At 70.2% G+C, this 19,953-nt stretch carries 21 protein-coding genes; 13 read left to right on the top strand and 8 right to left on the bottom strand.

The window, feature by feature from the left end; translation table 11 throughout:
- Window positions 1-133: 133 nt before the first annotated feature.
- The 3 genes from OG505_RS11660 to OG505_RS11650 all read left to right on the top strand — a co-directional run bounded on the left by OG505_RS11660 (window position 134) and on the right by OG505_RS11650 (window position 2,729).
- A complete protein-coding gene (locus OG505_RS11660; RefSeq protein WP_405433116.1) occupies window positions 134-1,324 on the top strand; it encodes a helix-turn-helix domain-containing protein in 1,191 nt (396 codons plus the stop codon).
- A 111-nt stretch (window positions 1,325-1,435) separates the two neighbouring features.
- Window positions 1,436-1,597 (top strand): hypothetical protein, encoded by a 162-nt coding sequence (locus tag OG505_RS11655; protein ID WP_405433115.1) that lies wholly within the window; start codon window positions 1,436-1,438, stop codon window positions 1,595-1,597.
- A complete protein-coding gene (locus OG505_RS11650; RefSeq protein ID WP_405433113.1) occupies window positions 1,584-2,729 on the top strand; it encodes a helix-turn-helix domain-containing protein in 1,146 nt (381 codons plus the stop codon). Before OG505_RS11655 ends, OG505_RS11650 begins: the two co-directional genes overlap by 14 nt.
- Window positions 2,730-2,809: 80 nt before the next feature.
- Here OG505_RS11650 and OG505_RS11645 read toward each other — a convergent pair whose 3' ends face one another.
- The gene (locus OG505_RS11645; RefSeq protein WP_405433112.1) at window positions 2,810-3,220 is read right to left on the bottom strand and encodes a VOC family protein; all 411 of its coding nucleotides are present in this window, start codon (window positions 3,218-3,220) and stop codon (window positions 2,810-2,812) included.
- Window positions 3,221-3,486: 266 nt separating this feature from the next.
- Here OG505_RS11645 and OG505_RS11640 point away from each other — a divergent pair, with 266 nt between their 5' ends.
- Both OG505_RS11640 and OG505_RS11635 read left to right on the top strand, forming a co-directional pair.
- Window positions 3,487-4,170: a DUF6518 family protein gene (locus OG505_RS11640; RefSeq protein ID WP_405433111.1), complete on the top strand. Its 684-nt coding sequence runs from the start codon at window positions 3,487-3,489 to the stop codon at window positions 4,168-4,170.
- A gap of 107 nt (window positions 4,171-4,277) precedes the next feature.
- The gene (locus OG505_RS11635) at window positions 4,278-5,387 is read left to right on the top strand and encodes a tetratricopeptide repeat protein (protein ID WP_405433110.1); all 1,110 of its coding nucleotides are present in this window, start codon (window positions 4,278-4,280) and stop codon (window positions 5,385-5,387) included.
- A gap of 20 nt (window positions 5,388-5,407) precedes the next feature.
- Here the strand turns inward: OG505_RS11635 and OG505_RS11630 are convergent, their stop codons facing one another.
- Complete coding sequence (locus OG505_RS11630) at window positions 5,408-8,206, bottom strand: CHAT domain-containing protein (RefSeq protein ID WP_405433108.1); 2,799 nt, start codon at window positions 8,204-8,206, stop codon at window positions 5,408-5,410.
- A gap of 73 nt (window positions 8,207-8,279) precedes the next feature.
- Here OG505_RS11630 and OG505_RS11625 point away from each other — a divergent pair, with 73 nt between their 5' ends.
- From OG505_RS11625 to OG505_RS11615, 3 genes are all read left to right on the top strand, one after another.
- Entirely contained in the window at window positions 8,280-8,681 is a 402-nt protein-coding gene (locus OG505_RS11625; RefSeq protein ID WP_405433107.1) for a hypothetical protein, read from the top strand.
- Window positions 8,678-9,580: a hypothetical protein gene (locus OG505_RS11620; protein ID WP_405433105.1), complete on the top strand. Its 903-nt coding sequence runs from the start codon at window positions 8,678-8,680 to the stop codon at window positions 9,578-9,580. Before OG505_RS11625 ends, OG505_RS11620 begins: the two co-directional genes overlap by 4 nt.
- 183 nt (window positions 9,581-9,763) lie before the next feature.
- A complete protein-coding gene (locus tag OG505_RS11615) occupies window positions 9,764-10,105 on the top strand; it encodes a GlsB/YeaQ/YmgE family stress response membrane protein (protein WP_405433103.1) in 342 nt (113 codons plus the stop codon).
- Window positions 10,106-10,464: 359 nt separating this feature from the next.
- On the opposite strand, the gene OG505_RS11610 is transcribed toward OG505_RS11615, so the two are convergent.
- From OG505_RS11610 to OG505_RS11600, 3 genes are read right to left on the bottom strand one after another with little or no spacing between them, the layout of a single operon-like run.
- Window positions 10,465-10,887 (bottom strand): SHOCT-like domain-containing protein, encoded by a 423-nt coding sequence (locus OG505_RS11610; RefSeq protein WP_405433102.1) that lies wholly within the window; start codon window positions 10,885-10,887, stop codon window positions 10,465-10,467.
- An 11-nt stretch (window positions 10,888-10,898) separates the two neighbouring features.
- Entirely contained in the window at window positions 10,899-11,156 is a 258-nt protein-coding gene (locus OG505_RS11605; protein ID WP_405433101.1) for a hypothetical protein, read from the bottom strand.
- On the bottom strand, window positions 11,156-11,533 hold the full coding sequence (locus OG505_RS11600; RefSeq protein WP_358112325.1) for a DUF2089 domain-containing protein: 378 nt from the start codon (window positions 11,531-11,533) through the stop codon (window positions 11,156-11,158). The genes OG505_RS11605 and OG505_RS11600 overlap by 1 nt, the downstream gene beginning before the upstream one ends.
- A gap of 311 nt (window positions 11,534-11,844) precedes the next feature.
- Between OG505_RS11600 and OG505_RS11595 the strand changes: the two genes are divergently transcribed.
- The 3 genes from OG505_RS11595 (at window position 11,845) to OG505_RS11585 (ending at window position 15,168) form a co-directional block, all read left to right on the top strand.
- Window positions 11,845-12,429 (top strand): helix-turn-helix domain-containing protein, encoded by a 585-nt coding sequence (locus tag OG505_RS11595; RefSeq protein ID WP_405433100.1) that lies wholly within the window; start codon window positions 11,845-11,847, stop codon window positions 12,427-12,429.
- Between the two features lies 1 nt (window position 12,430).
- On the top strand, window positions 12,431-13,687 hold the full coding sequence (locus tag OG505_RS11590; RefSeq protein ID WP_405433099.1) for an MFS transporter: 1,257 nt from the start codon (window positions 12,431-12,433) through the stop codon (window positions 13,685-13,687).
- Window positions 13,688-14,148: 461 nt separating this feature from the next.
- Window positions 14,149-15,168, top strand: a complete 1,020-nt coding sequence (locus OG505_RS11585) for a hypothetical protein (RefSeq protein WP_405433098.1) — start codon at window positions 14,149-14,151, stop codon at window positions 15,166-15,168.
- A gap of 102 nt (window positions 15,169-15,270) precedes the next feature.
- On the opposite strand, the gene OG505_RS11580 is transcribed toward OG505_RS11585, so the two are convergent.
- Window positions 15,271-16,032, bottom strand: coding sequence for an SCO2525 family SAM-dependent methyltransferase (locus OG505_RS11580; RefSeq protein WP_405434472.1), 762 nt, complete (start codon window positions 16,030-16,032; stop codon window positions 15,271-15,273).
- 175 nt (window positions 16,033-16,207) lie between these two features.
- Here OG505_RS11580 and OG505_RS11575 point away from each other — a divergent pair, with 175 nt between their 5' ends.
- Complete coding sequence (locus OG505_RS11575; protein ID WP_405433097.1) at window positions 16,208-17,104, top strand: SCO2523 family variant P-loop protein; 897 nt, start codon at window positions 16,208-16,210, stop codon at window positions 17,102-17,104.
- Window positions 17,101-18,069, top strand: coding sequence for an SCO2522 family protein (locus OG505_RS11570; protein WP_405433096.1), 969 nt, complete (start codon window positions 17,101-17,103; stop codon window positions 18,067-18,069). The genes OG505_RS11575 and OG505_RS11570 overlap by 4 nt, the downstream gene beginning before the upstream one ends.
- Here OG505_RS11570 and OG505_RS11565 read toward each other — a convergent pair.
- On the bottom strand, window positions 18,048-18,992 hold the full coding sequence (locus tag OG505_RS11565) for an SCO2521 family protein (protein ID WP_405433095.1): 945 nt from the start codon (window positions 18,990-18,992) through the stop codon (window positions 18,048-18,050). The two genes, OG505_RS11570 and OG505_RS11565, sit on opposite strands and share 22 nt — an antisense overlap.
- A 25-nt stretch (window positions 18,993-19,017) precedes the next feature.
- Window positions 19,018-19,902: a S41 family peptidase gene (locus OG505_RS11560; protein ID WP_393293043.1), complete on the bottom strand. Its 885-nt coding sequence runs from the start codon at window positions 19,900-19,902 to the stop codon at window positions 19,018-19,020.
- Window positions 19,903-19,953: the final 51 nt, after the last annotated feature.

Below are 19,953 nucleotides of genomic sequence, written 5' to 3'. Positions count from 1 at the left end.
TTGAAGAGTCAGGTGAAGATTTCCGGGAGCTGCGCTTCGCCATTCTCGGGCACTTGAGTGGTCGCCTCCCAATCCGGGCGCGGTGTAGGCTACGGCTGCTATCCCAGCTTTCTACCTGGGGGTGGGCGCTCTCATGATCAAAAGGCCCGACACCATCGGCGCCAGGATGCGGTACTGGCGGATGCGCCGTGGCGGGATGACTCAGGCCGTCCTCGCGGGGCTTGCTGGTGTCACCCAGTCGTACGTGTCGCAGGTCGAGTCGGGTCGGAAGACGATCGACCGTCGCTCCACTCTGGTCGCTCTCGCCGCCGCGCTCCAGGTCACAGTGGCTGACCTGCTGGGCCAGGGCACCGAGTCCGGCGATCCGGCCCGCGAGAGCGCAGCCGAGTGCGTGCCGGCGATCTGGTCGGCCCTGATCGAGATCGAGGACGGCGAGCGCCGCCCGTCGACCTACACAACTGAACGCCTCGCGGCCGAGATCGTCCGCGCCGATCAGCTCCGCAATTCTTGCAACTACCCGGCCATGGCCCGCATGCTCCCGAGTCTGCTGCTCGAAGCCGCTGCCGTGGGCGGCGCCGCGCTCGCCCAGGTCGCCTACCTGGCCTCCACCTGCCTGCGGCACCTCGGCTACCGCCACCTGGCCCTCAATGCCGCCCGGGTATCCGTATCGGCTGCCGAGGACGTCGAAGATCGAGCGTGGATCGGTGCATCCCGCTTCGTCTACGCCCAGAGCCTGCCGATCGAGTCGGCCCGCTTGGCGGCCAATTCCGCTGACCGATCACTGGCGGAGCTTCAGGGGGACGCCTCCGACGTCCGGGTGCGGCAGATGCTTGGTCAGCTTCACCTCATGGCTGCGCTGGCCTCGACCGTGGACGCTCGTCCGGACGTTGCCCGCGATCACCTCGCGGAGGCCACCCGGGAGGCGGCGAGTCTGGGAGATCCGGCCGACGGTGGTGGCTTCAACGGCTGCTGCTTTGGGCCAACCAATGTGGGGCTCTGGAAGATGTCCATCGCGGCTGAGCAGGGCGAATACGGCAAGATAATCGAGCTGTCGCGTACGATACGACCGCAGGTGCTCAAGGCATCGAATCGCCAACTGTCGTACTGGCTCGACATTGGGCGAGCGCTGGCGGACGGCGGTCGCCGGGATTCCGAAGCCCTCGCCGCATTCATCCGGGCCGAGCAGGCCGCGCCCATTCCGTTCGCCATCAATCCGCTCGCCCGCGATGCCGTGGTGGCGCTGGCGCAGCGTGCCCAGCGCCGGGCTATCCCCGACGACCTGCGCCTGCTCGCTGGCCGTATCGGCATCAGCCTGGCCGCATAACTGCTAGTAATCAACGCATCACCAATCCGCCCTACTGTCCGGTTTGGGACGTGGACGCGTCCCATGGCCTGGGGCAGCGAGCCTCCTGGGCCTCTGACAGAGGAGGCGGGGATGAGCGGTCAGGACGACAACGCTCCGGAGAACGACGGTGAAGCGGCCGAGCGGGAGGCTGCCAAACAGCGCCTCCTGGCCCAGGCCGAGGCGGAGCGCGTACCCGTCGAGGACACGACCCGCGCGGTCCCGGACCGGCGGTGGCGGCGTGACCAGCGATGACATTCCTATTGGCCGCCGCGTGGCGAGCTGGCGGGTGCGGCGGCAGATGACCCAGCAGATGCTCGCCGACCGGCTACGCAGGTCCAAGAGCTGGGTCGACAAGATCGAACGAGGTGTCCGCCCCCTCGACCGGTACTCCGTGATCCAGGACCTGGCCCACGTCCTGCGCGTCGACCCGGAGGTGCTGCTCGGCCAGCCGCGCAGCACCCCGGCGGGCACGCCGGACGGCGTGGACGACATCCGGGCCGCGCTCGCCCGCTACGACACCCCGCAGGCTCCACCAGAGATGGACGAGCTGAGACGGCAGGTCGGGTACGCCTGGTTGACCTATCAGCACGCGCACTACGGACAGTTGGTGCGGGTGTTGCCGGGTCTGCTCGACGCCGTCCAGGGCGCGCGGTCGGCGGAGCTGCTGGTGCAGGCGTACCGGATCACCTCGTCCCTGCTGGTGAAGCTCGGCGAGGCCGACCTCGCCTGGCTGGCCGCCGACCGGGCGATGTCCGCCGCCCACGACGACCCGATCCTCGCGGCGACGGCCGCCGTGTCGGTCGGGCAGGCGCTGCGCGCATCGGGCCGCGACCGCCTGGCACTGGCCGCGACGCTCGCCGCCGCGAACCGTGTCCGGCCGCAGCGGTCGGCGGGGGAGTGGGCCGTGGGTGGGACGCTGCTGCTCCAGGCCGCGCTCGCCGCCGCCGGTTGCGGCGAGCACCACCGCGCCGACGAGCTGACCGACCGGGCCGCGGGCGTCGCCGCCAACCTTCGGGGGTACGACGATCAGTACCGCACCAGCTTCGCCCCGATCGCCGTCGAGTTGACTCGGGTGCTGGTGGCGGTGTCACGGGGTGACGCCGCCGAGGCGGTGCGACGACATCCGGCGATCGTGCGGCGGGAGGCGTGGCGGCGGTTGCCGGCCGAGTACCGGGGCGCGTACCTGGTCGACGCCGCGCGGGCGTACCTCCAGGTCGGTGACCTGCGCGGGGCCGCCCGCGCCCTCGTCGACGCGGACAGTGTCGCGCCGGCCGAGGTCCGGTGCCGGCCGTTGGCGCGTACCGTGATCGCCGACGTCGCCCGCGCGCAGCCCGCGCCGGCCGGCGTGGCGCGACTGGCCACGCTCGTCGGCCTCACCCGCTGACGGGCCAGCCGGCACCCACCGACATGCTTGCCGGACGTGCCGTCGTGACCGCTGCCTCTCGTGGCCCCGGCGCACAGGTCCTAGTCGCGCTTGGGCCAGATGAGGCCCTGATCGGTCCAAATGACACCCTTGTTGCGGCAGAGGCAGAAGGGGTGGCCAATGGGGTCGGCGTAGACGCGGAAGCCGTAGCCGTCGGGGCCGATGCAGTCCCGCTGTAGGGTCGCGCCGAGGGCCAGGACGCGGCGCTGTTCGGCCTCGATGTCGTCGACTTCGAAGTCGAGGTGGAACTGCTTGGGGTGCTCGTTGTCGGGCCACTGCGGGGCGCGGTAGTCCTCCACCTGGATGAAGGCCAGTTCGATCTCGCCGAACTGGATACCGGCCCAGTTCTCGTTACTGCCCTCCTTGACCGGGAGCCCCACCACCCCAGAGTAGAAGGCTGCCAGCTTCATCGTGTCCGGGCAATCGATGATGAAGTCGGTTAGTCGTAGCATCCCGCGATCTTGCCACAAGATCAAATGAGCCGGACTTTGAGACAGGCCCCCCTCTTCCCACCAATCCCACCAACGGGGAGGGAGGAAGGTTCCGGTGAGCGACCCGATTATGTCGGTCGGCGGATCCTTCGAAGAACTTGATGCTGAATCCGGTGTCGGTCGTCGGACTGGCGACGCTGGTCGGCCTCACCCGTTGACCGGCTGCTGGATCGATGGTGGAGGGGCCGACCAGGTCAGTCGGGGCATACTCGGTATGCTCTGCGGCCATGCGACCTGGTGACCGCACGGTGGCGCTCGTCTCCGTGGTGGGCGGATTCCTGCTCGGCCTTCTCGACTTCTGCTGGATCAAGTGGCTGCCGTTCCCCTTCGCCGAACTCGGCAACTCCACCGCGACCTGGGCGGTCGCCGCCTTCTTCTTCGGGTACTGGGCACGGTCCGGGCGGCTGCGTTCGGCACTCGGTGCCGCCGTCCTGCTCGTCGTCGCGGTGCCCAGCTACTACCTCGCGGCGGCGCTCCTGCAGGGCGATGACCTCGCGGTGCTCTGGGCACCGTCGTCGCTGGTCTGGATGTTCTTCGGCGTGCTCGCCGGAGTGGTCTTCGGCACCGGCGGGACGTGGGCGCGTGGTGAGGGGTGGCGGCAGGTCGTCGGGGTCGCGCTGCCGGCCGCCGTGTTCTTCGAGGAGGCGGCCCGGTTCGCCGGCAAGGCGACCAACCCCGACTACGGGGCCGGCGTGTGGTGGAACGTGGCCATCGACCTTGTGCTGGGCCTGCTGATCGTGGTGCTGACCGGCGGGTCGCCTCGTCGGCGGGCCCTCGCCGTCACGGTGGCCGTGCCACTGGCCGGCGCGATCCTGGTGAGCTTCGCGGTGGCCGGCGGGACCGTTTCGTCCGCTGGTGCCGGCGCCGCCGGCGTGGCGCGACTGGCCACGGTGGTCGGCCTCACCCGCTGAGAACCTGCGGCGACGGAATCAGCCAGGATCGATATCGTTTGGGTTGACGCATAGTCTGATGTCCGTGACGGGTCGTGAGGTCGTCGACACCGCGGGAGGTGCGGGCAGTGGGAAGATGGTTCAACCGCAGCCGTGAACGCGACGACGAGCCACCGCGCGAACCGGAGTCGACCGGCCCGGTCATCGAGATCACCGTCACCCATGATGGCCGCTCGACCACCGAGACGATCGGCGGTCCGACCGCCTTCGGGTTGCAGTACCACGCCTTCCACGAGCAGTACGGCGCGACCGACCCGCGAACGTTGGAGGCGGGGTCCCGATACGCGCGGGAGTTGATGCGCAACAACGACATCGACGAGGCCGTGGCCATCTATCAGGAGATCGTCGGGTTGCGCAGTTCGGCGCTCGGGCCGGAGCATCCGGACACCCTGCGCACCAAGCACAGCCTGGCCTTCGCGCTCTGGCAGCTCGGCTCGCACGCCGAGGCGGAACGGGTGCAACGAGACGTGTACGAGGCGCGACGCCGGGTGCTGGGTGACGGGGACGCCGAGACGTTGCGCAGCGGCAACAACCTCGGCTGGTTGCTGATCGAGCTGGGTCGGATGGACGAGGCCGAGCCGCTGCTGCGGCGGGTCGCCGACGGCATGGCGCGGACGCTGGGCAGGGACGACGCGGACACCCTGACCTGCCAGATGAAGCTGGCCGGGATCCAGCACCTGCAGGGCCACAGCCAGCAGGCCGAGCGGGCCCTGCGGGACGTGGTCCAGCGGATGACCAGGACGTTGGGGCCCACCAGCCCGGTGTCGCTACAAGCCCGCAGCAACCTGCTGGTCGTCCTGCTCGACTCCGGCCGGGCGGCCGAGGCGGTCGACGCGGCCCGGACGCTCGCGGACGACGCCGGGCGTGCCCTCAAGGGCACCGACGGGGTCCTCCTGCATGCCCGGCACTCCCTGGCCAGAGCGCTGGCCGGGGTGGGCCGGCGGCCCGAGGCGATCCGGTTGCTGACCGACACGCTGCCGGACAGTGAACGGGGCCGAGGCGTCGACCATCCCGGGACCCTGGAGATGCGTACGCTCTACGCCCAACTGCTGGTCGAGGCCGGTGACCGGCGGGCGGGCCCGGAGGCGCGCGCCGCGCTGGCCGGGTGCGAACGCGTACACGGCCCCGGTCATCCCGACACCGAGAAGGCCCGGGCGCTGGTCCGACTCACCCGCTGACACCGACCGGCGTTGATCGGTCAGCCGCCGGTGTGGATGTGCGCCGCCCACAGCGTCGGCGCCAGCGGGTAGCGGTCCCGCAGCCCCCGCACGGCCGAGTGCAGGGCGTACGCCGCCGAGCCGGTCGCGTCGCCGTGCCCGTAGAAGGCGGTGGTCAGGGCGAGGGACACCGCGTCGTCGACCTCCCACAGGGTGCCGATGACATGCCGGAACCCGGCGAGCTGGAAGGCGCCGGTGATGTGCAGCGACTCGTCGACCAGGGTCGGCGGGGCCTGGGCGGTCGCGCAGGCCGACAGAAAGGCGAAATCCGCGTCCAGGTCGAGCCGGGACACGTCGGCCACGGTGAGCGGGTTGTCCTGGTGATCGTGTACGAGCAGCCGGCCCTGCGCCGGGTCGTGCGGATCGGCCACGGCGTGACACGCGAAGTGCGCGTAGGCCGAGTCGGCCAACCGGTCCAGGACCTGTTCCCGGGTGGCCCCCGCGTCCAACCCGATCCACGCTCCGGGCAGCCCCCGCGCCGCCGAGGCGGCCTCACGTTCGGCGCTGGGCAGCACCCCCGGGCCGCCGGGGGTGGCACGCATCGCCACGACGCAGGACCGGGCGTCGGGCCGGGACCGCCGCGGCGCGGCACGTTTGCGGGCGAGCGCGGTCACCGTCGGGGTGTAGGAGGAAACCACCCGGTCGAGGGCGGACCGGCCGACGCCGGCCTGCGCGGCGTGCAGGGGGAAGAACGCCAGCGGGCCCACCGGGCACCACCAGACGCGCGGCAGCTCCCGGGCGCCCTCGGGCGCGTCGATATGGTCCAGCACCGGCCCGACGAGGGCAGACCACAACCAGTCGAGTACGCCGCTGAGCGCCGACTGGGCGCGCAGCCGGCTCCGCGCGTCCGCCGCCGGGTCGTACGCCGTGGTGGTGGCCTCCTGGAGCAGTCGTAGCTGCGTCGTCGCGTCAGTCAGCGACAGATCCGGCAGCGGCAGCACCGTCACGCGGTGCTCCCGCAGGATGAGCGCGTCACAGCGCAACTCGCTCGCGATCGGCACGACCACGGTCCCGTCGACCTGGTCGAGGAGCTGCCGCGCGCTGGGCGGGCGCAGGAAGTCGCCCAGGCCGGGCAGCTCCCGGATCGTCGCCAGCAGTACGTTCCACTCGGTCTCCCGGTCCCGGCCGAAGGTGGTGGGTCGCGACGATTCGGGGGCGGGCGCTTCGAAGTCCCGGCGCATCCGCTGGAAGTCGGCCGCCAGGCGTCCGTCGGCGCGTTGCAGCGCCGCCCACTCGCCGTCCGCCGTCAACCGCTGATGCAGCAGCAGGCCCCGGCCACGCTCCAGCAGCTCCAGGGCCCGCTCCGGCTGCCCCGCGCCGATCGCGCAGGAGGCGGCGGTCGCCGCCAACCCGGCCGTCGAACCGAGGTCGGCGTACTGGTCGTGCCGGGTACGCCCCCGCGACGCCAGCCGGGGCAGCAGCGTGATGGCCTCGTCGAAGGCATCCGTCGCCTCATCCCACCGGCCCAGCGCGGTCAGCGTGTAGGCCGCCTTGTCGAACGCCTGGATCCGGACCGGCACCGCGCCGGAGTCGATGCGGCCGGCGGCGCGTGCCCGCTCGGCGGCCTCGGTGAGCAGGGCCGGCTCACCGGTCCGCAGATAGGTCGCCCGCAACGCCTGGGCGATGGACAACCCGGTCTCGGCACGCTGCGGATGGCGTGCAGGCAGGGCGTCCAGCGCTCTGCGCAGCAGGACGAGCGCCTCCTGAAGGTAGGCGGGCTCCCCGGTGGCGTCGTAGAGCAACCGGAGGCTGTAGCCCAACTGGTCCAGGTACAACGCGTGGTTGGCCTCCCCGCGTACGGAGAGCGCGAGCGCCCGGCGGAGCAGGCCGATCGCCGTCTCCAAGGCGGAGATGTCACCGGTGAGCTGGTGCGTCTTCATGCCGACGGTGGAGAGGCTGGCGAGTGCCATCCGATGGTGCGGATGCCGCTCTCCGACGGTGTTCAGCGCGGCGGCGAACTCCTCCCATGCCTGGCCGAGCAACTCGGCACGGCCGGTGCGGTCGACCAGGGTGAGCAACGTCTGCCCCGCCAGGAAACGTGAGTCGATGCTCTGCGGGGTGTGGTCCCGCAGCACCGCGACGGCCCGCTCCACATCGGCGGTGTGGGTGGTCCCGACCGCCCTGGCCAGCAGGCACCGGGCTCGCAGCATGACGATCTGGTCCTGGTTGGGCCCGGTGGTGTCCACCGACGACACCAGCTCCAACGCCTCGTCGACGTAGTCCTCCACACCGGTGAGCTGGTAGGCGCGCAACAGCGCCTCCGCGTGGATGCCCCGCAACGCGGGCCGATGCTCCTCGCTGATCCAGTTCTCGGCCCTCTTGGCGATGGCCGTGAGCCGGTAGAGCGTGTCGACCGAGCCGTCGAAGTCGTGCCGGACCCGATGGACCTGGCAGGTCTTGAGCATCAGCACCGCGCTGTTGCCGAGGTCGGCCGAGGCGTCCTCCGCGAACTGCAGATACTGCTCGGCGATGTCCAGGAGCTGCGGCTCACTCTCGATCCGGGCTCTGGCCAGCAGCACATCGGTGTACGTGGCCAGCGCGCGGACACCGTGCGCCGTACCCAACTCCTCAGCCAGAAAGGAATCGGCCATGGTGCGGATCGCGGCCTCCAGCACGACGGTGGCCTCGATCAGGTCCTGCCGCGCCTGGTCCGCGTGGTACCGGTCGAGCAGCGCGGCGCCCAGCTCCACCTGGGCCTCGGCCCAGCGCCGGTCGCCGCGCCGCTGGCCGGCCGCGACACGACGCCAGTCGTTCACGGCGTCCCTCGCATAGCGACCCACCGGCGCACCTCCCCGTCGCGGTTGCTCCCCAGCCTGCCAGCCGCGTGCCACATCGACACGAGATAATCAGCCGATGAGTCAATCGGTGCCGGACAGGCGACTCGACGACGACCGGGCGACCCGACTGGCCCGGATCTGCGCGGACATCGCGCAGGTGGGCGACCTGCTCGGGCCGGAACCGGTCCAGGCCCTGACGCGGCTGCGGGACCGGTCGCTGTCCGACCAGGGCGTGGACGCGGTGCTCGCCGAGGTGACCGAGTTGATGCGCGTCGGTGGCCTGGTCGGTGGTGACACGACCGTCCGGGGAGATCGCTACCTGCCGCTGGCCGGCATCCACGGCCGCCGCCCGGAAGTGGTCCAGGTGTGTCCCGGTGACCTGTGCGACCGGGTGGAGATTCCCCGACCGGACGCCGGCCCGTCGCCGCGCTGCGCCGTGTGGGACTGCCCGCTGCCGACGTTTCGGATGGACCGGTGAACGCGGTCATCGCCTCGCTCGGCGGGAAGCTGGCAGAGCGGTGGCTCGCCGGACTGGCGCTGCCCGGTGTGGTGTTCGTGGCGACGGTCGCCGCGGCGGTGCGCCTCGGCCACGCCCACTGGTGGGACCTGCGGCTGCTGCGGCAGGAGGTGGACCGGCTCGCCCTCGGGTCACCGGCCCGGGGCACCGGGTCCGCGCTGCTGATCGTCCTCGGTGTCGTGCTCGGCGGCGTCGTCGCCGCGATGGCCGCCCAGAATCTGGAACGCCTGGTCGTGGCCCTGTGGACCCAGGACTGGGGTCGGGCCGGCGATGCCGTGACCCGCCGGCGGCGGCGCCGGTGGAACGCCGCCATGGACCGGTACGAGAACGCCCTGCGGGACAAGGCACGCCGGTTGCGGTCTGCCGACGACGCCAGCGGACCGCTGCCGGACACCCAGGCGCTCGCCCGCGCCTGCGACCGGATCGCATTGACCGAGCCGGACCGGCCGACGTGGATCGGTGACCGCATGCTCGCCACCGCGGTACGGGTGCGGGCCTGCTACGGCCTGGACCTGGCCGCCGCCTGGCCCCGGCTGTGGTTGCTGCTGCCCGAGGACACCCGGGGCCCGCTCGCTCTCGCGCAGGCCGACTTCGCCGCCGCCGCCCGACGGGTGGGCTGGGGGCTGCTGTATCTGGCGCTCGGCCTGCTGTGGTGGCCCGCGGCGGTTGTCGGCCTCGGGCTGTGCGTGGCGGGTTGGCGAGGGGGCCGCGGCACGGTGTCGGTGCTGGCGGACCTGGTGGAGGCGGTGGTCGATCTGCACGTGCGCACCCTCGGCGCGGCGCTGGGACATCCCACTGACGGCACCTTCGGTACGGCCGACGGAGAGGCGGTGACCGTGCTGCTTCGCAAGGACCGGTGATCCCGTTGGCGCGTACGGTGATCGCCGACGTTGCCCGCGCGCAGCCGGCTCGGGCCGGCGTGGCGCGACTGGCGACGTTGGTCGGCCTCATCCGCTGATTGGCCGGCGTCACGGCCGGGGGCGGGGTTTCCGGGAACGTCAGATTCGGGCATGTACCTCGGCACTGCTGGAGGGGAGACGGCAATGCTGGTAACTGGTTATCTCGGCGCGGTGCTCATCGGTGGCCTCGTCGGCCTGCTCGGCCGACTCATCCTGCCGGGGAGGCAGCGGATCGGCCTCTTCGCCACGTTCGTCATCGGCGTCGGCTCGGCGTTGCTGGGCACCGTGGTCGCCAGGGCGCTCGATATCGACGACGGAGCCGGCGTGCGGGTGTGGGTGCTGCGCTGGGACTGGATCGTGCTCGCGATCCAGGTCGGCGTCGCGGTCATCGTCGTGGCGCTGGCGAACATGCTCACCTTCACCCGGCTTGCCGGCGGCGACGACACGCCCCGTCGGCGGGCCCGTCGCAGCCAGGCCAAGGGTTGAAGAGTCGTGATCGCCGATCTTTTCACGGTGCGGCTGACGAGGTCGGCAAGGCCAGCTCACCGAGCAGCAGGCTCCCGCCAGGCTGATCCGGTCCCACGATCCGCGCAACATCAGGGATGTTGCTGTCTTCCGCGTGTCGGAGGCAGCAGTTTCCGGGAAGTTGCTCGGATATTGGCGAACGGGCCGACCACGTGACGCGGGCGTGGCGCAGGGACCACTCGTCCGAGTGGTCCCTGCACTGGTTGACGGTGGGTGGCTAGACTTCGGGTTGGCAGTTCACCTGTGCTCTGCTGCGGCGGGCGCAGACCTCGGGAGGGTGTTCCCGCACCCTCTCGAGGGGCCGTCCCATCAGACGGCGCCTACTCGCAGAAGACCCGCACGGTGGCATCGGGGGAGTCCACCTCCACTGTCACGTCGTCGAGGTGCTCCACGAGCGCCTCCAACTGCTCGGGCTTGAGCTGCGTCAGGTCGATCGGCACGCCCGAGTCGCTCAGTGAGGCGTTGGCCTTGACCAGGGCCTGCGGCGGGACCAGCGCCGCCAGCCGTACGCCGGCCCGCAGCAGTTGCAGTGGCACCCGCACGTTGACCCGCGACGGCTCGCCGTTGTCGGTGGCGTCCACCACCACCCGCAGGTACTTCACCTTGCCCTTCGGTCGGGCGTCGACGCCTGCCGATGCCGGTGCCTGGTCCCGTTCGAGTGCGGCGATGAGCTGCTCCGCCTCCTCCGCGGTGATCTTGCCGGCGGCCAGCATGTCGAGGATGTCCTTGCGTTGTTCGGTCATTCGAACCTCTCCTATCGGATGGCCACGAGCACGGCCGTGCGGCCCTGCTCGATGTCGAAGCGGGCGCCGGGCAGCGCGGAGATGACGCTCCAACCGGCGCCGAGTGCCCGCACCGCACCGATGCGGAACACCAGGCAGGCCACGATCGCCGCGAGCACGACCAGGACCACGACCGGGAAGAGCAGGAGCACCACCGGGAGCACCGGAACCCAGAAGCGAATGGGTCGGCGGTCCGGGCGGTTGACCTTGACGGTCACCAACTGCGGCATCACGGCCGGCCTTCCAGCTCGGCCAACGCCTGCTGGGCGGTGATTTCACCGCGGCGCAACCGGTCGATGACGTCGGCCCGCGACGGCGCCGGATCGGTCTCGACGAAGTCGAGCATCTGCGTGATCCGGTTGAGTCGTGACTTGATCGTCGGGTAGCTCACCCCGAAGATGCGTTCCATCTCCTTGATCGAGCCGTGGCAGCGTACGAACGCCGTGACGAAGACCTGGTCCTCGACGTTGAGCTGGGCCAGTTGCGGCAGCTCGAACTCGCCCTCGATCGCGACGCCGTTGCCCGCCAGGCGCACCCGCTCGACGACGAACGGCTGGCCCCGCGTCAGGCTGGTGAGTTCCTGCCACTCCATCGCCTGTTCTGTCATACCTGAAGTTGTATCTTAAGAATGTTGAACTTCCAAGGGTCAGAACTTAATTTTCTCAATACCAGGCTCCCGGTGGTCAAGGCGGGGGGTGTGGTGGCGCCGTGATCCACTCGCCTTCATGGAAGTCGGGGTGTCCCGGCTCGTTGGACACCCCGCCTTCAGGGAGCCCGAGTTGATCTCTTGTGCCGATCAGGAGCACGAAACCGCGGTGGCCAGGGAGAGGTCCCGCCTCGCTCGATGCGAAAGACTTCTTGCGAAAACGTGCCCCCAGGACGTATAACCGAAAGGAGTCTTTCGTTAGGGGAGTGCTGATGGAGCGGAACGAGCCGGAACGCCGGGTGCGCGTCCAGGACGCGACAAAGCTGCGCGCGCTCGCGCACCCGTTGCGCCTGCGGCTGCTGCGCTACCTGCTGGCCGCCGGCCCGAGAACCGCCGCGCAGTGCGCCGAGGCCCTGGACGACACCGGATCGAACTGCAGCTACCACCTGCGTCAACTGGCCCGCCACGGCCTCATCGAACGGGCCCCCGCCGACGACGCCAACCGGCGTGACCGACCGTGGCGCGCTGCCGCCACCGGGCTCGAACTCGTCCCGGATCCCGATGACGCCGAGGGGCAGCAGATCATCGACGCGCTGACCGCCCTGGAGCTCGACGAGGGGTTCCGATCGTTGCAGCGCTACCAACATCAGCAGCACAAACTGGCCGACGAGTGGCGGGAGAGCGCCACATTCCACAGCTACACGCTCTCGCTCACTCCCGAGGAGTTGCGACACCTCACGCTGACCCTGGACGCCGTCATCCGGCCGTACCTGCGCCCCTTGCGAAACGCACCCCCGAGCGATGCCCGGCCGGTAAGCCTCAACCTTCAGGCGTACCTCACGCCGGAGTTCATCTGAGATGGTTACGCTGCTGCGACACCGCGGATTCGCCCTGATCTGGGCTGCCGGGCTCTTCTCCAGCGTGGCGAGCTGGCTGCTGCTCACCGGGCTGCCGATCTACGTGTTCGGGGTGACCGGTTCGGCGCTCACCACCTCCGCCGTCTTCCTCGTCGAGCTGCTGTGCGGCATCACGCTGGGATCGTTCGCCGGTGCTCTCGCCGATCGTTTCGACAGGTTCCGGCTCATGAGCTGCGTTGCCGTGCTGCAGGCCGCAGTGGTGATCCCGCTGCTCGGCCAACCCGACCACCACCTGTGGGTCATCTCCCTTGTCGCCGGGGCTCAGGCGGTACTGACGCAGACGTTCGACTCCGCCCGCAACGCCGTGCTGCCACGCCTCGTCGAGCCCGCCCACCTGGTACGTGCCAACAGCGTGATAGCGCTCAACATGAGCGTCGGACGCCTCATCGGAGGCTCGCTGGGCGGGTTCGCGATCACCCGCGACGGCACCCGCTACCTGGCCGTCGGCGCCGCCGTGGCCTTCGTGATCACGGCAACCCTGATCGCCGCCGGCCGCCGGGCCGCCCATCACGCAGCTGCGGCGCCGGCGATCCCGGACCGTACGTCTTCGTTTCTCACCGCCTGGCGACACGGCCTCACGGCGATGCTGCGCAACCGCTCGGTACGGATGACGATCGTGAGTGTGGCGTTGGGCGGCATCGCACAGGGCCTGTTCGTGGTGCTCTTCGTGGTCTTCGTCAGCCGCGCGCTACACGCCGACGGCACCCTCACCGGTGTGCTGCGGGGCGTCCAGGCGATCGGCGGGGTGGTGGGCGGGCTCATCGTCGGCATGTTGGGTGCCCGGCTCAGCCCCCGACTGCTGATGAGCCTCGGGGCGACCACCTTCTCCCTGATCAGCCTGGTCATCTGGAACGGACCGGCGGTCACCCGTCAACCCGAGTGGTACGTCGGGTTGTTCATCCTGGTCGGTGCGCCTGGCGTCGCGTACGCCAGCGGAGCGTTCGCGCAGATCCAGCAGAGCGTGCCCGACACCGAGCTGGGCCGGGCCTTCGGCGTCTACTACGCGATCTTCAACGCGTCGCAGGGGCTGGGCATGGCGGCCGCCGGTCTGCTCGGCGACGTGCTCAGCGTCGTACTCGTGCTCAACGTGCAGGCCCTGCTGTACCTGGCCGCCGGCGCGGTCGCCTACGTAGGCCTGCGTGACGTCCGCCGGCAGCGCGCCGCCGTGCGGGAGCGCGCCACCGTCGACGTCGGGTAGACCAGCACGAGCGCGGCTGAGGTTCGATACGCAGGACCGCGACCCTGTCGCCGATCCGAACGACTTCCGAGCTCATGACAGCGGCTGGTCGCACGGGAATGGGCGGAACAGGCTCGCTGCGCTGCCGAAGCGTGTCACATCCTCGCCCGAATCTGTCGGAAGTCTTACTCGGACCGATCGATCGAGGTGGCGGCGGTGCGGTTGGCGGGCGACCTATTACAGACGCATTCGCCGACATAATCACGTCTCGGCGATTTGGCCGGCACGGTGGCGTTGATCACTGGTCTTTCGCTGGTGAAGCCGCTCGTCGCAACTCGATCAAGCGACCGACGGCCGACGAAACGGCCGTCCGAGAATGTGGAGATCGATTCTCCGGACCTGCGGTGAGGGGTGAACGTGGCGACGACTGCTCGCCAGGCGAGTGCTTGCACTCCCTCAATTAATGCGCTGCAATTTGGGGTGTGGCGGCGGATGAGCAGGGACGACGGGGCTCTCGTGCGGGCGTTGGCACCCCGAGCGAGGCGGCCGCGACCGTGGTCGCCGCGCCGTCCACCGTCACGCGCAAGATGGCCGTCACCGCCGCGACGGGTGCTGCCACCTTTCTGATCACCAATGCGTTGAAGCAGCCGGTGACGACGAGCATTACTCTGTCCATTCTCATCGGCGGAATCACGCTACTGGTGCGTTTTCTCGTGGACTTCGAGCAGCGGCTGGCCGTCGTGGAGGCCTCCTCACGTAGTGGCCAGGTACGCATGGAGAGGCTGGTCGGGGACGCGTTCGCGAAGATCAATGACGCGACCCGATTGTTTGGGTCGATCGAGGCGTCGGCCGTGCAGACCGACCTGGTGACTCAGTTCGTGCAGCACTCGACCGAGATCAGCCCCGATTCGCCTCCGCTGATCTACAACTTCGTGCGTACTCAGATCCGTGACATGTCCGACTTCATCAAGGAGATGGCGGAGGGCGGCGACGTCACCTATTACGGCGAGGACCGGGACTGGCTGCTGGGGCTGACCCGGCATGTGTGCGAGTCGATCGACGCGATCAGCCTGGCCTCGGTGGACGGGGGGCTGTGGCGCAGCGAGTTCGGCCAGCGCTATCTGGATGCGCAACGGCAGGCGGTCGAGGAGAACGAGGCCCGCATCCGGCGGATCTTCATCGTGGACGACCGCAGGGACCTGGCGCATCCCGACATGCAGCGTGCCTGCCGGCAGCAGGAGGAGTTCGGCATTCAGGTGCGGGTGCTCGACCGGGAACGGACGCCGCCGGTGCTGCGGCCGCAGGTGGTCGACTTCATCGTCTTCGACGGGGTGCTGTCCTACGAGACCACCCCGGCGTCCTCGCTGGTCAACGACGCCATGCCGGTCATCGCGGAGACGCGCCTGGTGCTGCGCACGCCCCGGGTGATGGAACGCGTGCAGGTCTTCCGTGCGCTGTGGGCCGCGGCCTACCCCATCGACGAGGAAGAACGGCCGCAATAGATGCAGGCGGTCAGCGGCGAAGCTCTCGACCGACGGCCGCGCCTCCGGCGGCACGGTGATGGCGTTCGCGCCGAGTGCGCTCCCGGGGCTACGGAAGGGGCGCTAGCTCTTTGTCGAGGCGCCCCGTGAGTGCCCGAGCGCGAGGACCATGCCGACGTTCGGGCGCAACGGGTGCTCGGAGTCGATCGGGACCACCTTGACGTCGGTGGCCAGCGGCTGCAGCGTCTGCTCGACGATCACCGTGTCGACCGGAACGGCCGGGAAGCGCACGCCATCGACGTCGTAACCGTCGGAGCCGGTCATGAAGGCCGTCGCGAACGGCGCGTCGGGCCGCAGAGCACGGGTGAAGCAGCGTACGGCCCGGTCGAACTCCTCACGGTCGGCCGACAGGGAACAAGCCACGAAGAACATGGTGCCGATATCCCATCGCTGCTGTGGCAGGTCGAAGATGCTGCCCTGCGTGACCGTGGCCTTGGCCCGAAACTCCGCGAGCGGGCGACGGCCGCGCATCGCCGCGGCGTAGCGGTCCCGCTCCGCGTAGAGCTGCCAGAACTCGTCCCACCCGTGATCGAAGCGCCGCCACCGACTCTGCCGGGACCGCAGCCACCGGACGTTGGCCGGCGAGTGTTCGACGAGGTCGACGTGTTCGCAGAGAGGCATCATGGCGAAGGCGGGATAGAGGTTGGCGCCGGCACCCACGTCGAGGCCGCGGGCGGGATGCGAGGGCAGGTTCGCCGTGGCGAAGAAGTCTCTGGTGGCACGGACGATCTGAAGGTCGTCGGGACGCACCGAACGGTAGTTGTGCGCGTGATAGGCGCGTGGCTGGAACGTGTTCCAGTCGACGTCGTTGTTGCGGGTCGGCATTGGCTGCACCTCGTACACCTCGGCCTCCAGGGCGCCGGTCCGCTCCAGACAACCACGACCCGACGCAGTCGTAGCCCGAAGGCCGCGGACTTCGTGCAATTCGCGGGAGCAGACATTTACCACTGTCATTGGGACTGTGTGGCCGGGTTAGCCTGTGCCGGGGAAGGGGGTGGCTGTGTTCATCTTCGCAACCTCCGGCAAGGGCGGGGCCGGCCGCTCGGTGGTCGGCGCCAACGTGGCCTATCGCAGCGCCCTGACCGGGCGGGACACGTGCTACCTCGATTTCAGCTTCGCGTCGCCGACTGCCGGCACTGTCTTCGCCGTGTCCGCTGTCGCGGGCGGCACGTCGCGTGGGGGGACGCAGTCGTACCTGCTCGCCGAGACCAGTGCACCCGACCGCGTCGACGTGTGGGCCGGGTCGGATCACCCGGCCCTGCGCCGTCGACCGCCGGGCGCCGGTCAGCTCGTCCTGTTCCCCGGTGACCGCAACGGCTCGGAATTCGTCACCACGCCCACGATCGACGAGCGGTGCGCCAAACTGCTCCTGTATCTGGCGGAGGAGTTCCAGGTCGTGATCGTCGATCTGAGTGCAGGCCGCTCCTTCGCCGTCGACATGGCCCTGGCCGCCACGGCGATGCCGGTAGTCCGGAAGGTCCCATCGCGGTGGCTCGTGTTCCACAAGTGGACCCGCGACCATGTGACGGCCGCCACCGGCCTCGTCCACGACGATTGCGGCCTGCTCAAGGTGGCCCGCCGGCGCGGCCACGACGCCGAGGCCTTCGAGGAGGGTCTGCACTTCGTACGGACCGCGGTGATCGACCCGTACGCCGAGGGGGCGACGCTCGGCCAGGTGCAGACGGAGTTCCTGCGGGCCTGTGACCGTGATCTGACAAGGCTCGCCGACGGCATGGGCGCCGATCGGACGACTGTGCCGTTCGATGCGCTGCTGCACGGGCGTGAGCAGCTGATCTGCGACGACGACCTGCACGAGCGGAAGATCGCCGGAGCCGGCACGGTCGCCTCCTTCGTGCGGCTCCTGACGATCGTGGTCGAGGGCGAGGAGGCCGGATGATGGGTGTGGAGGTCACGTTCGCCGAGGCGACGGCCGGGCGGCGTACGGAATCCGTTCCGCTCTCGCACCTGTCCGTTGAGGTGGGTCATCTCTACGCGGAAGGTTTCGTGCCCGGCGACGGCGAGATGCTGCGGCATCTCGCTCGGAGCGAGCCGTGGCTGCGGGCGGCAGGCGAATCCTGCCGCCGCCGGTTGCCACCCCGTGTCCGACCACGCGTGAGCACCTGCATCCTCGTCGACGACTACGCGAACGAGATCCCGCCGCCGGACGAGGTGATCAAGCAGCTGCACGTCGCCTGCGAGCAGACGGGAGTCGTCATCGACTACCTCGCTCGCGAATCGGCGTGCGCCGAGGCGGACGGGGTCAGGCTCGCCCGGCTCGTCGCCGACCGCCTGGTGCCCGACCCGGCTTCCCGGGTCACCGGCGCCGGCTCGTTCACCACCGAATCAGGCTGGCTCTGCAACGGACGGCGCTCTCCGGACGAGATCCGGCCGGCCATGCGCCCGCCCGTGCCCTGGGCACCGCCCGTGGAGAGCACCGCCCCCTGGCACAGCATCTTCGTCGACGTCGAGCTGTGGTCGCAGGACGCCGGGGTGCCGACGTGGTCGTGCGCCCTGTTGGCCTCGGTCTGGCAGTTGGTGCGGCTTGGGCTGCTCCGCCGTCACGGCGCCGTGGTGGCCCGTCCGCAGCGGTTCGATCCGGCCGCGACGCTGCCGCCCGACTGGACCACGATGCCACCGGTTCTGCAGCTCAACCCCGACGCCGAGCCGTTCACCGCCTATCAGACGTGCTCGGTGCTCCGGTCGCCGTTGCTGCCGGTGGAGCACGCGGTGCGGACCATCCTGAGCCAGATCGCCGTGGACGCCGACCTCCTGGACGAACTGCGGCACCGAAGCGTGGCGGAGGGCATCGAGCTGCCGCAGCGGATCGTTGATCGGATCGCCTACATCTTCGTCAACGATTGAACGGCGGTGGCAGCGGCGAGCTGGTCGCGGATCCACTGCACGCAGGCCGTCCACTGGCGAGTGAGGCCCGCCTGCCGGTCCAGCTCCTGCGCCAGGGCACTCATCGAACCGGGCACCCGGGCGCCGGGCATCCACAGGCGCGTGAGGTGTTCGACGAGCAGGTTGAGCCGGTGGACCCGGACCGGCGGTGGCCACGAGGTGGCGGCGAGGTCGTCCACCACCGATGACACAGTGGTCACCAGCCAGTCGTGCAGCGCCAGGTCCTCGCAGAGGAGTCGGGCGGCGGTCGGGTCGTGGCGGCCCAGCGTCACCTCGAGGGTGCGCGCCTGTCCGGCCCCGACCGTGAAGCTCGCCCGGTCGTCCACCGATGACCGGTCGTCCACCATGATCGACCAGCGCAGGGTAGTACGCGGAGCCCGCAGCGGCGGCCGCCGGTCCAGCAGGTCGCCACGCTGCACCCGGTCGAGCAGCTGCATGGCCACGGCGTCCAGGTCGAGGCTCGTGTGCGGGACCTCGGAGCGGCCAGCGCCGCCACGCAGGTACCCGTCGACCACGGCGGGCGCGCTCACCTTGCCGATCGCGTCCAGCTGCCCGGGCCGGCCGAGGTAGATCTGCCACGGCAGGCGAGTGCTGATCGCGGCCCGTTGCAGCCGGGTATCCACCGAGGACTGCGCGATGCGGCCACCGGTGACGCTCACCCGGCCGATGATCGTGCCGACGACCCGTACGCGACGTCCGGTGCTGCTGGGCGCGTCACAGTCGACGCCGGTGAGCATCTCGGGTGAGGTCGTGCAGGCCATCGGGCGGCGGACCGACACCACGGCGGCGCCCTCGACGAGGTCGAGCAGTTCGGCCGCACGGCCGACCGGCAGCGCACCGGAATGCTGCACAAGACCGGTGTGGACCGCCCCGAGGGTCAGCATGTGTCCATTGTGCCGCCCGATCCGGCTAGGCGCCCGCGATGGCCTTGAGGGCCGTGTCGAGCGCCTGGTCCGCCGGAACGGGCACGTCGGGGATCACTCCGACGCCCTCCCAGTTGGTGCCGGTGACGCTGTTGATGGTCCGGGCGGTCGGCACGGTCACGAGGATGTGTTCGGTGACGGGGTGGCGGGCCGTCGGATGCGCGCCGCCACGCGTCGTCTCACCGACGACGACCGCCCGGCCGTGCGCCTGCAGGGTGTACGCCACGTCCTCGCCACCGGAGAACGTCATCGCGCTGGTGAGCACATGGACCGGACGGTCCGCATAGCGCGGCGCGGGAAGGTGCGCGGTCGTCCAGAACTGGCGCGTGGCGCCCGTGGACCGCTCGTAGAAGTCGTTGAGGTGCACCTGGTCGTCGCGGAAGAAGTAGCTGCACCACATCGCGGCGCCCTCCGGCGTTCCGCCGCTGCACGCGCGCAGGTCGAGGATGAGCGCGGAGCTGAGGGCCACCAACTGCATGGCCGCGCCGATCGCGGCGGCGCCGTCGTCGGCGTACGCGATGCGCCGCACGTCGACGAGCCCGACGTTCCCGTCCAGGTGCTCGACGCGGCGGATCCCCTGGTTCTCCGCGCGCAGCAGCGCGCGGAACGCGGCCTGCCCCCCGTCCTCGTCCGCCGGATCCAGCGACTGCGGCCGGTCCGACCACAGCAGCCGCAGATGCCTGTCCGGGCAGGCCTGCTGGAGGTGGGCGGTCACCGTCTCGCAGAGCGCCGGCCCGTCCAGGTCGTCGTAGTCGCCCGCCGCGAGATGGCGCCGGATCGCGGCGTCGATGTCCGCGACCCGGTCCGGAAAGACGTACCCTGCCTCGATCCGGTCCAGGGCCTGTCCGATGATCTTTTCGTTGGGGAGCACGGCGGGCACGCTAGACCGCCAACGGCCTCCTGGCCACCGAATTTCGCCCAG

The sequence above is a fragment of the Micromonospora sp. NBC_00617 genome, assembly GCF_045161355.1.
Classification (GTDB): Bacteria; Actinomycetota; Actinomycetes; order Mycobacteriales; family Micromonosporaceae; genus Micromonospora.
This window is presented reverse-complemented; position numbering and strand designations above follow the sequence as displayed.

Excerpts from the sequence above, each read along its gene's own strand:
- OG505_RS11655 (WP_405433115.1), top strand. The coding sequence starts at position 1,436 with ATGAGCGGTCAGGACGACAACGCTCCGGAGAACGACGGTGAAGCGGCC.
- OG505_RS11615 (WP_405433103.1), top strand. The coding sequence starts at position 9,764 with ATGCTGGTAACTGGTTATCTCGGCGCGGTGCTCATCGGTGGCCTCGTC.
- OG505_RS11600 (WP_358112325.1), bottom strand. The coding sequence starts at position 11,533 with ATGACAGAACAGGCGATGGAGTGGCAGGAACTCACCAGCCTGACGCGG.
- OG505_RS11590 (WP_405433099.1), top strand. The coding sequence starts at position 12,431 with ATGGTTACGCTGCTGCGACACCGCGGATTCGCCCTGATCTGGGCTGCC.
- OG505_RS11645 (WP_405433112.1), bottom strand. The coding sequence starts at position 3,220 with ATGCTACGACTAACCGACTTCATCATCGATTGCCCGGACACGATGAAG.
- OG505_RS11570 (WP_405433096.1), top strand. The coding sequence starts at position 17,101 with ATGATGGGTGTGGAGGTCACGTTCGCCGAGGCGACGGCCGGGCGGCGT.
- OG505_RS11640 (WP_405433111.1), top strand. The coding sequence starts at position 3,487 with ATGCGACCTGGTGACCGCACGGTGGCGCTCGTCTCCGTGGTGGGCGGA.
- OG505_RS11605 (WP_405433101.1), bottom strand. The coding sequence starts at position 11,156 with ATGCCGCAGTTGGTGACCGTCAAGGTCAACCGCCCGGACCGCCGACCC.
- OG505_RS11625 (WP_405433107.1), top strand. The coding sequence starts at position 8,280 with ATGAGTCAATCGGTGCCGGACAGGCGACTCGACGACGACCGGGCGACC.
- OG505_RS11610 (WP_405433102.1), bottom strand. The coding sequence starts at position 10,887 with ATGACCGAACAACGCAAGGACATCCTCGACATGCTGGCCGCCGGCAAG.
- OG505_RS11565 (WP_405433095.1), bottom strand. The coding sequence starts at position 18,992 with ATGCTGACCCTCGGGGCGGTCCACACCGGTCTTGTGCAGCATTCCGGT.
- OG505_RS11595 (WP_405433100.1), top strand. The coding sequence starts at position 11,845 with ATGGAGCGGAACGAGCCGGAACGCCGGGTGCGCGTCCAGGACGCGACA.
- OG505_RS11580 (WP_405434472.1), bottom strand. The coding sequence starts at position 16,032 with ATGCCGACCCGCAACAACGACGTCGACTGGAACACGTTCCAGCCACGC.
- OG505_RS11660 (WP_405433116.1), top strand. The coding sequence starts at position 134 with ATGATCAAAAGGCCCGACACCATCGGCGCCAGGATGCGGTACTGGCGG.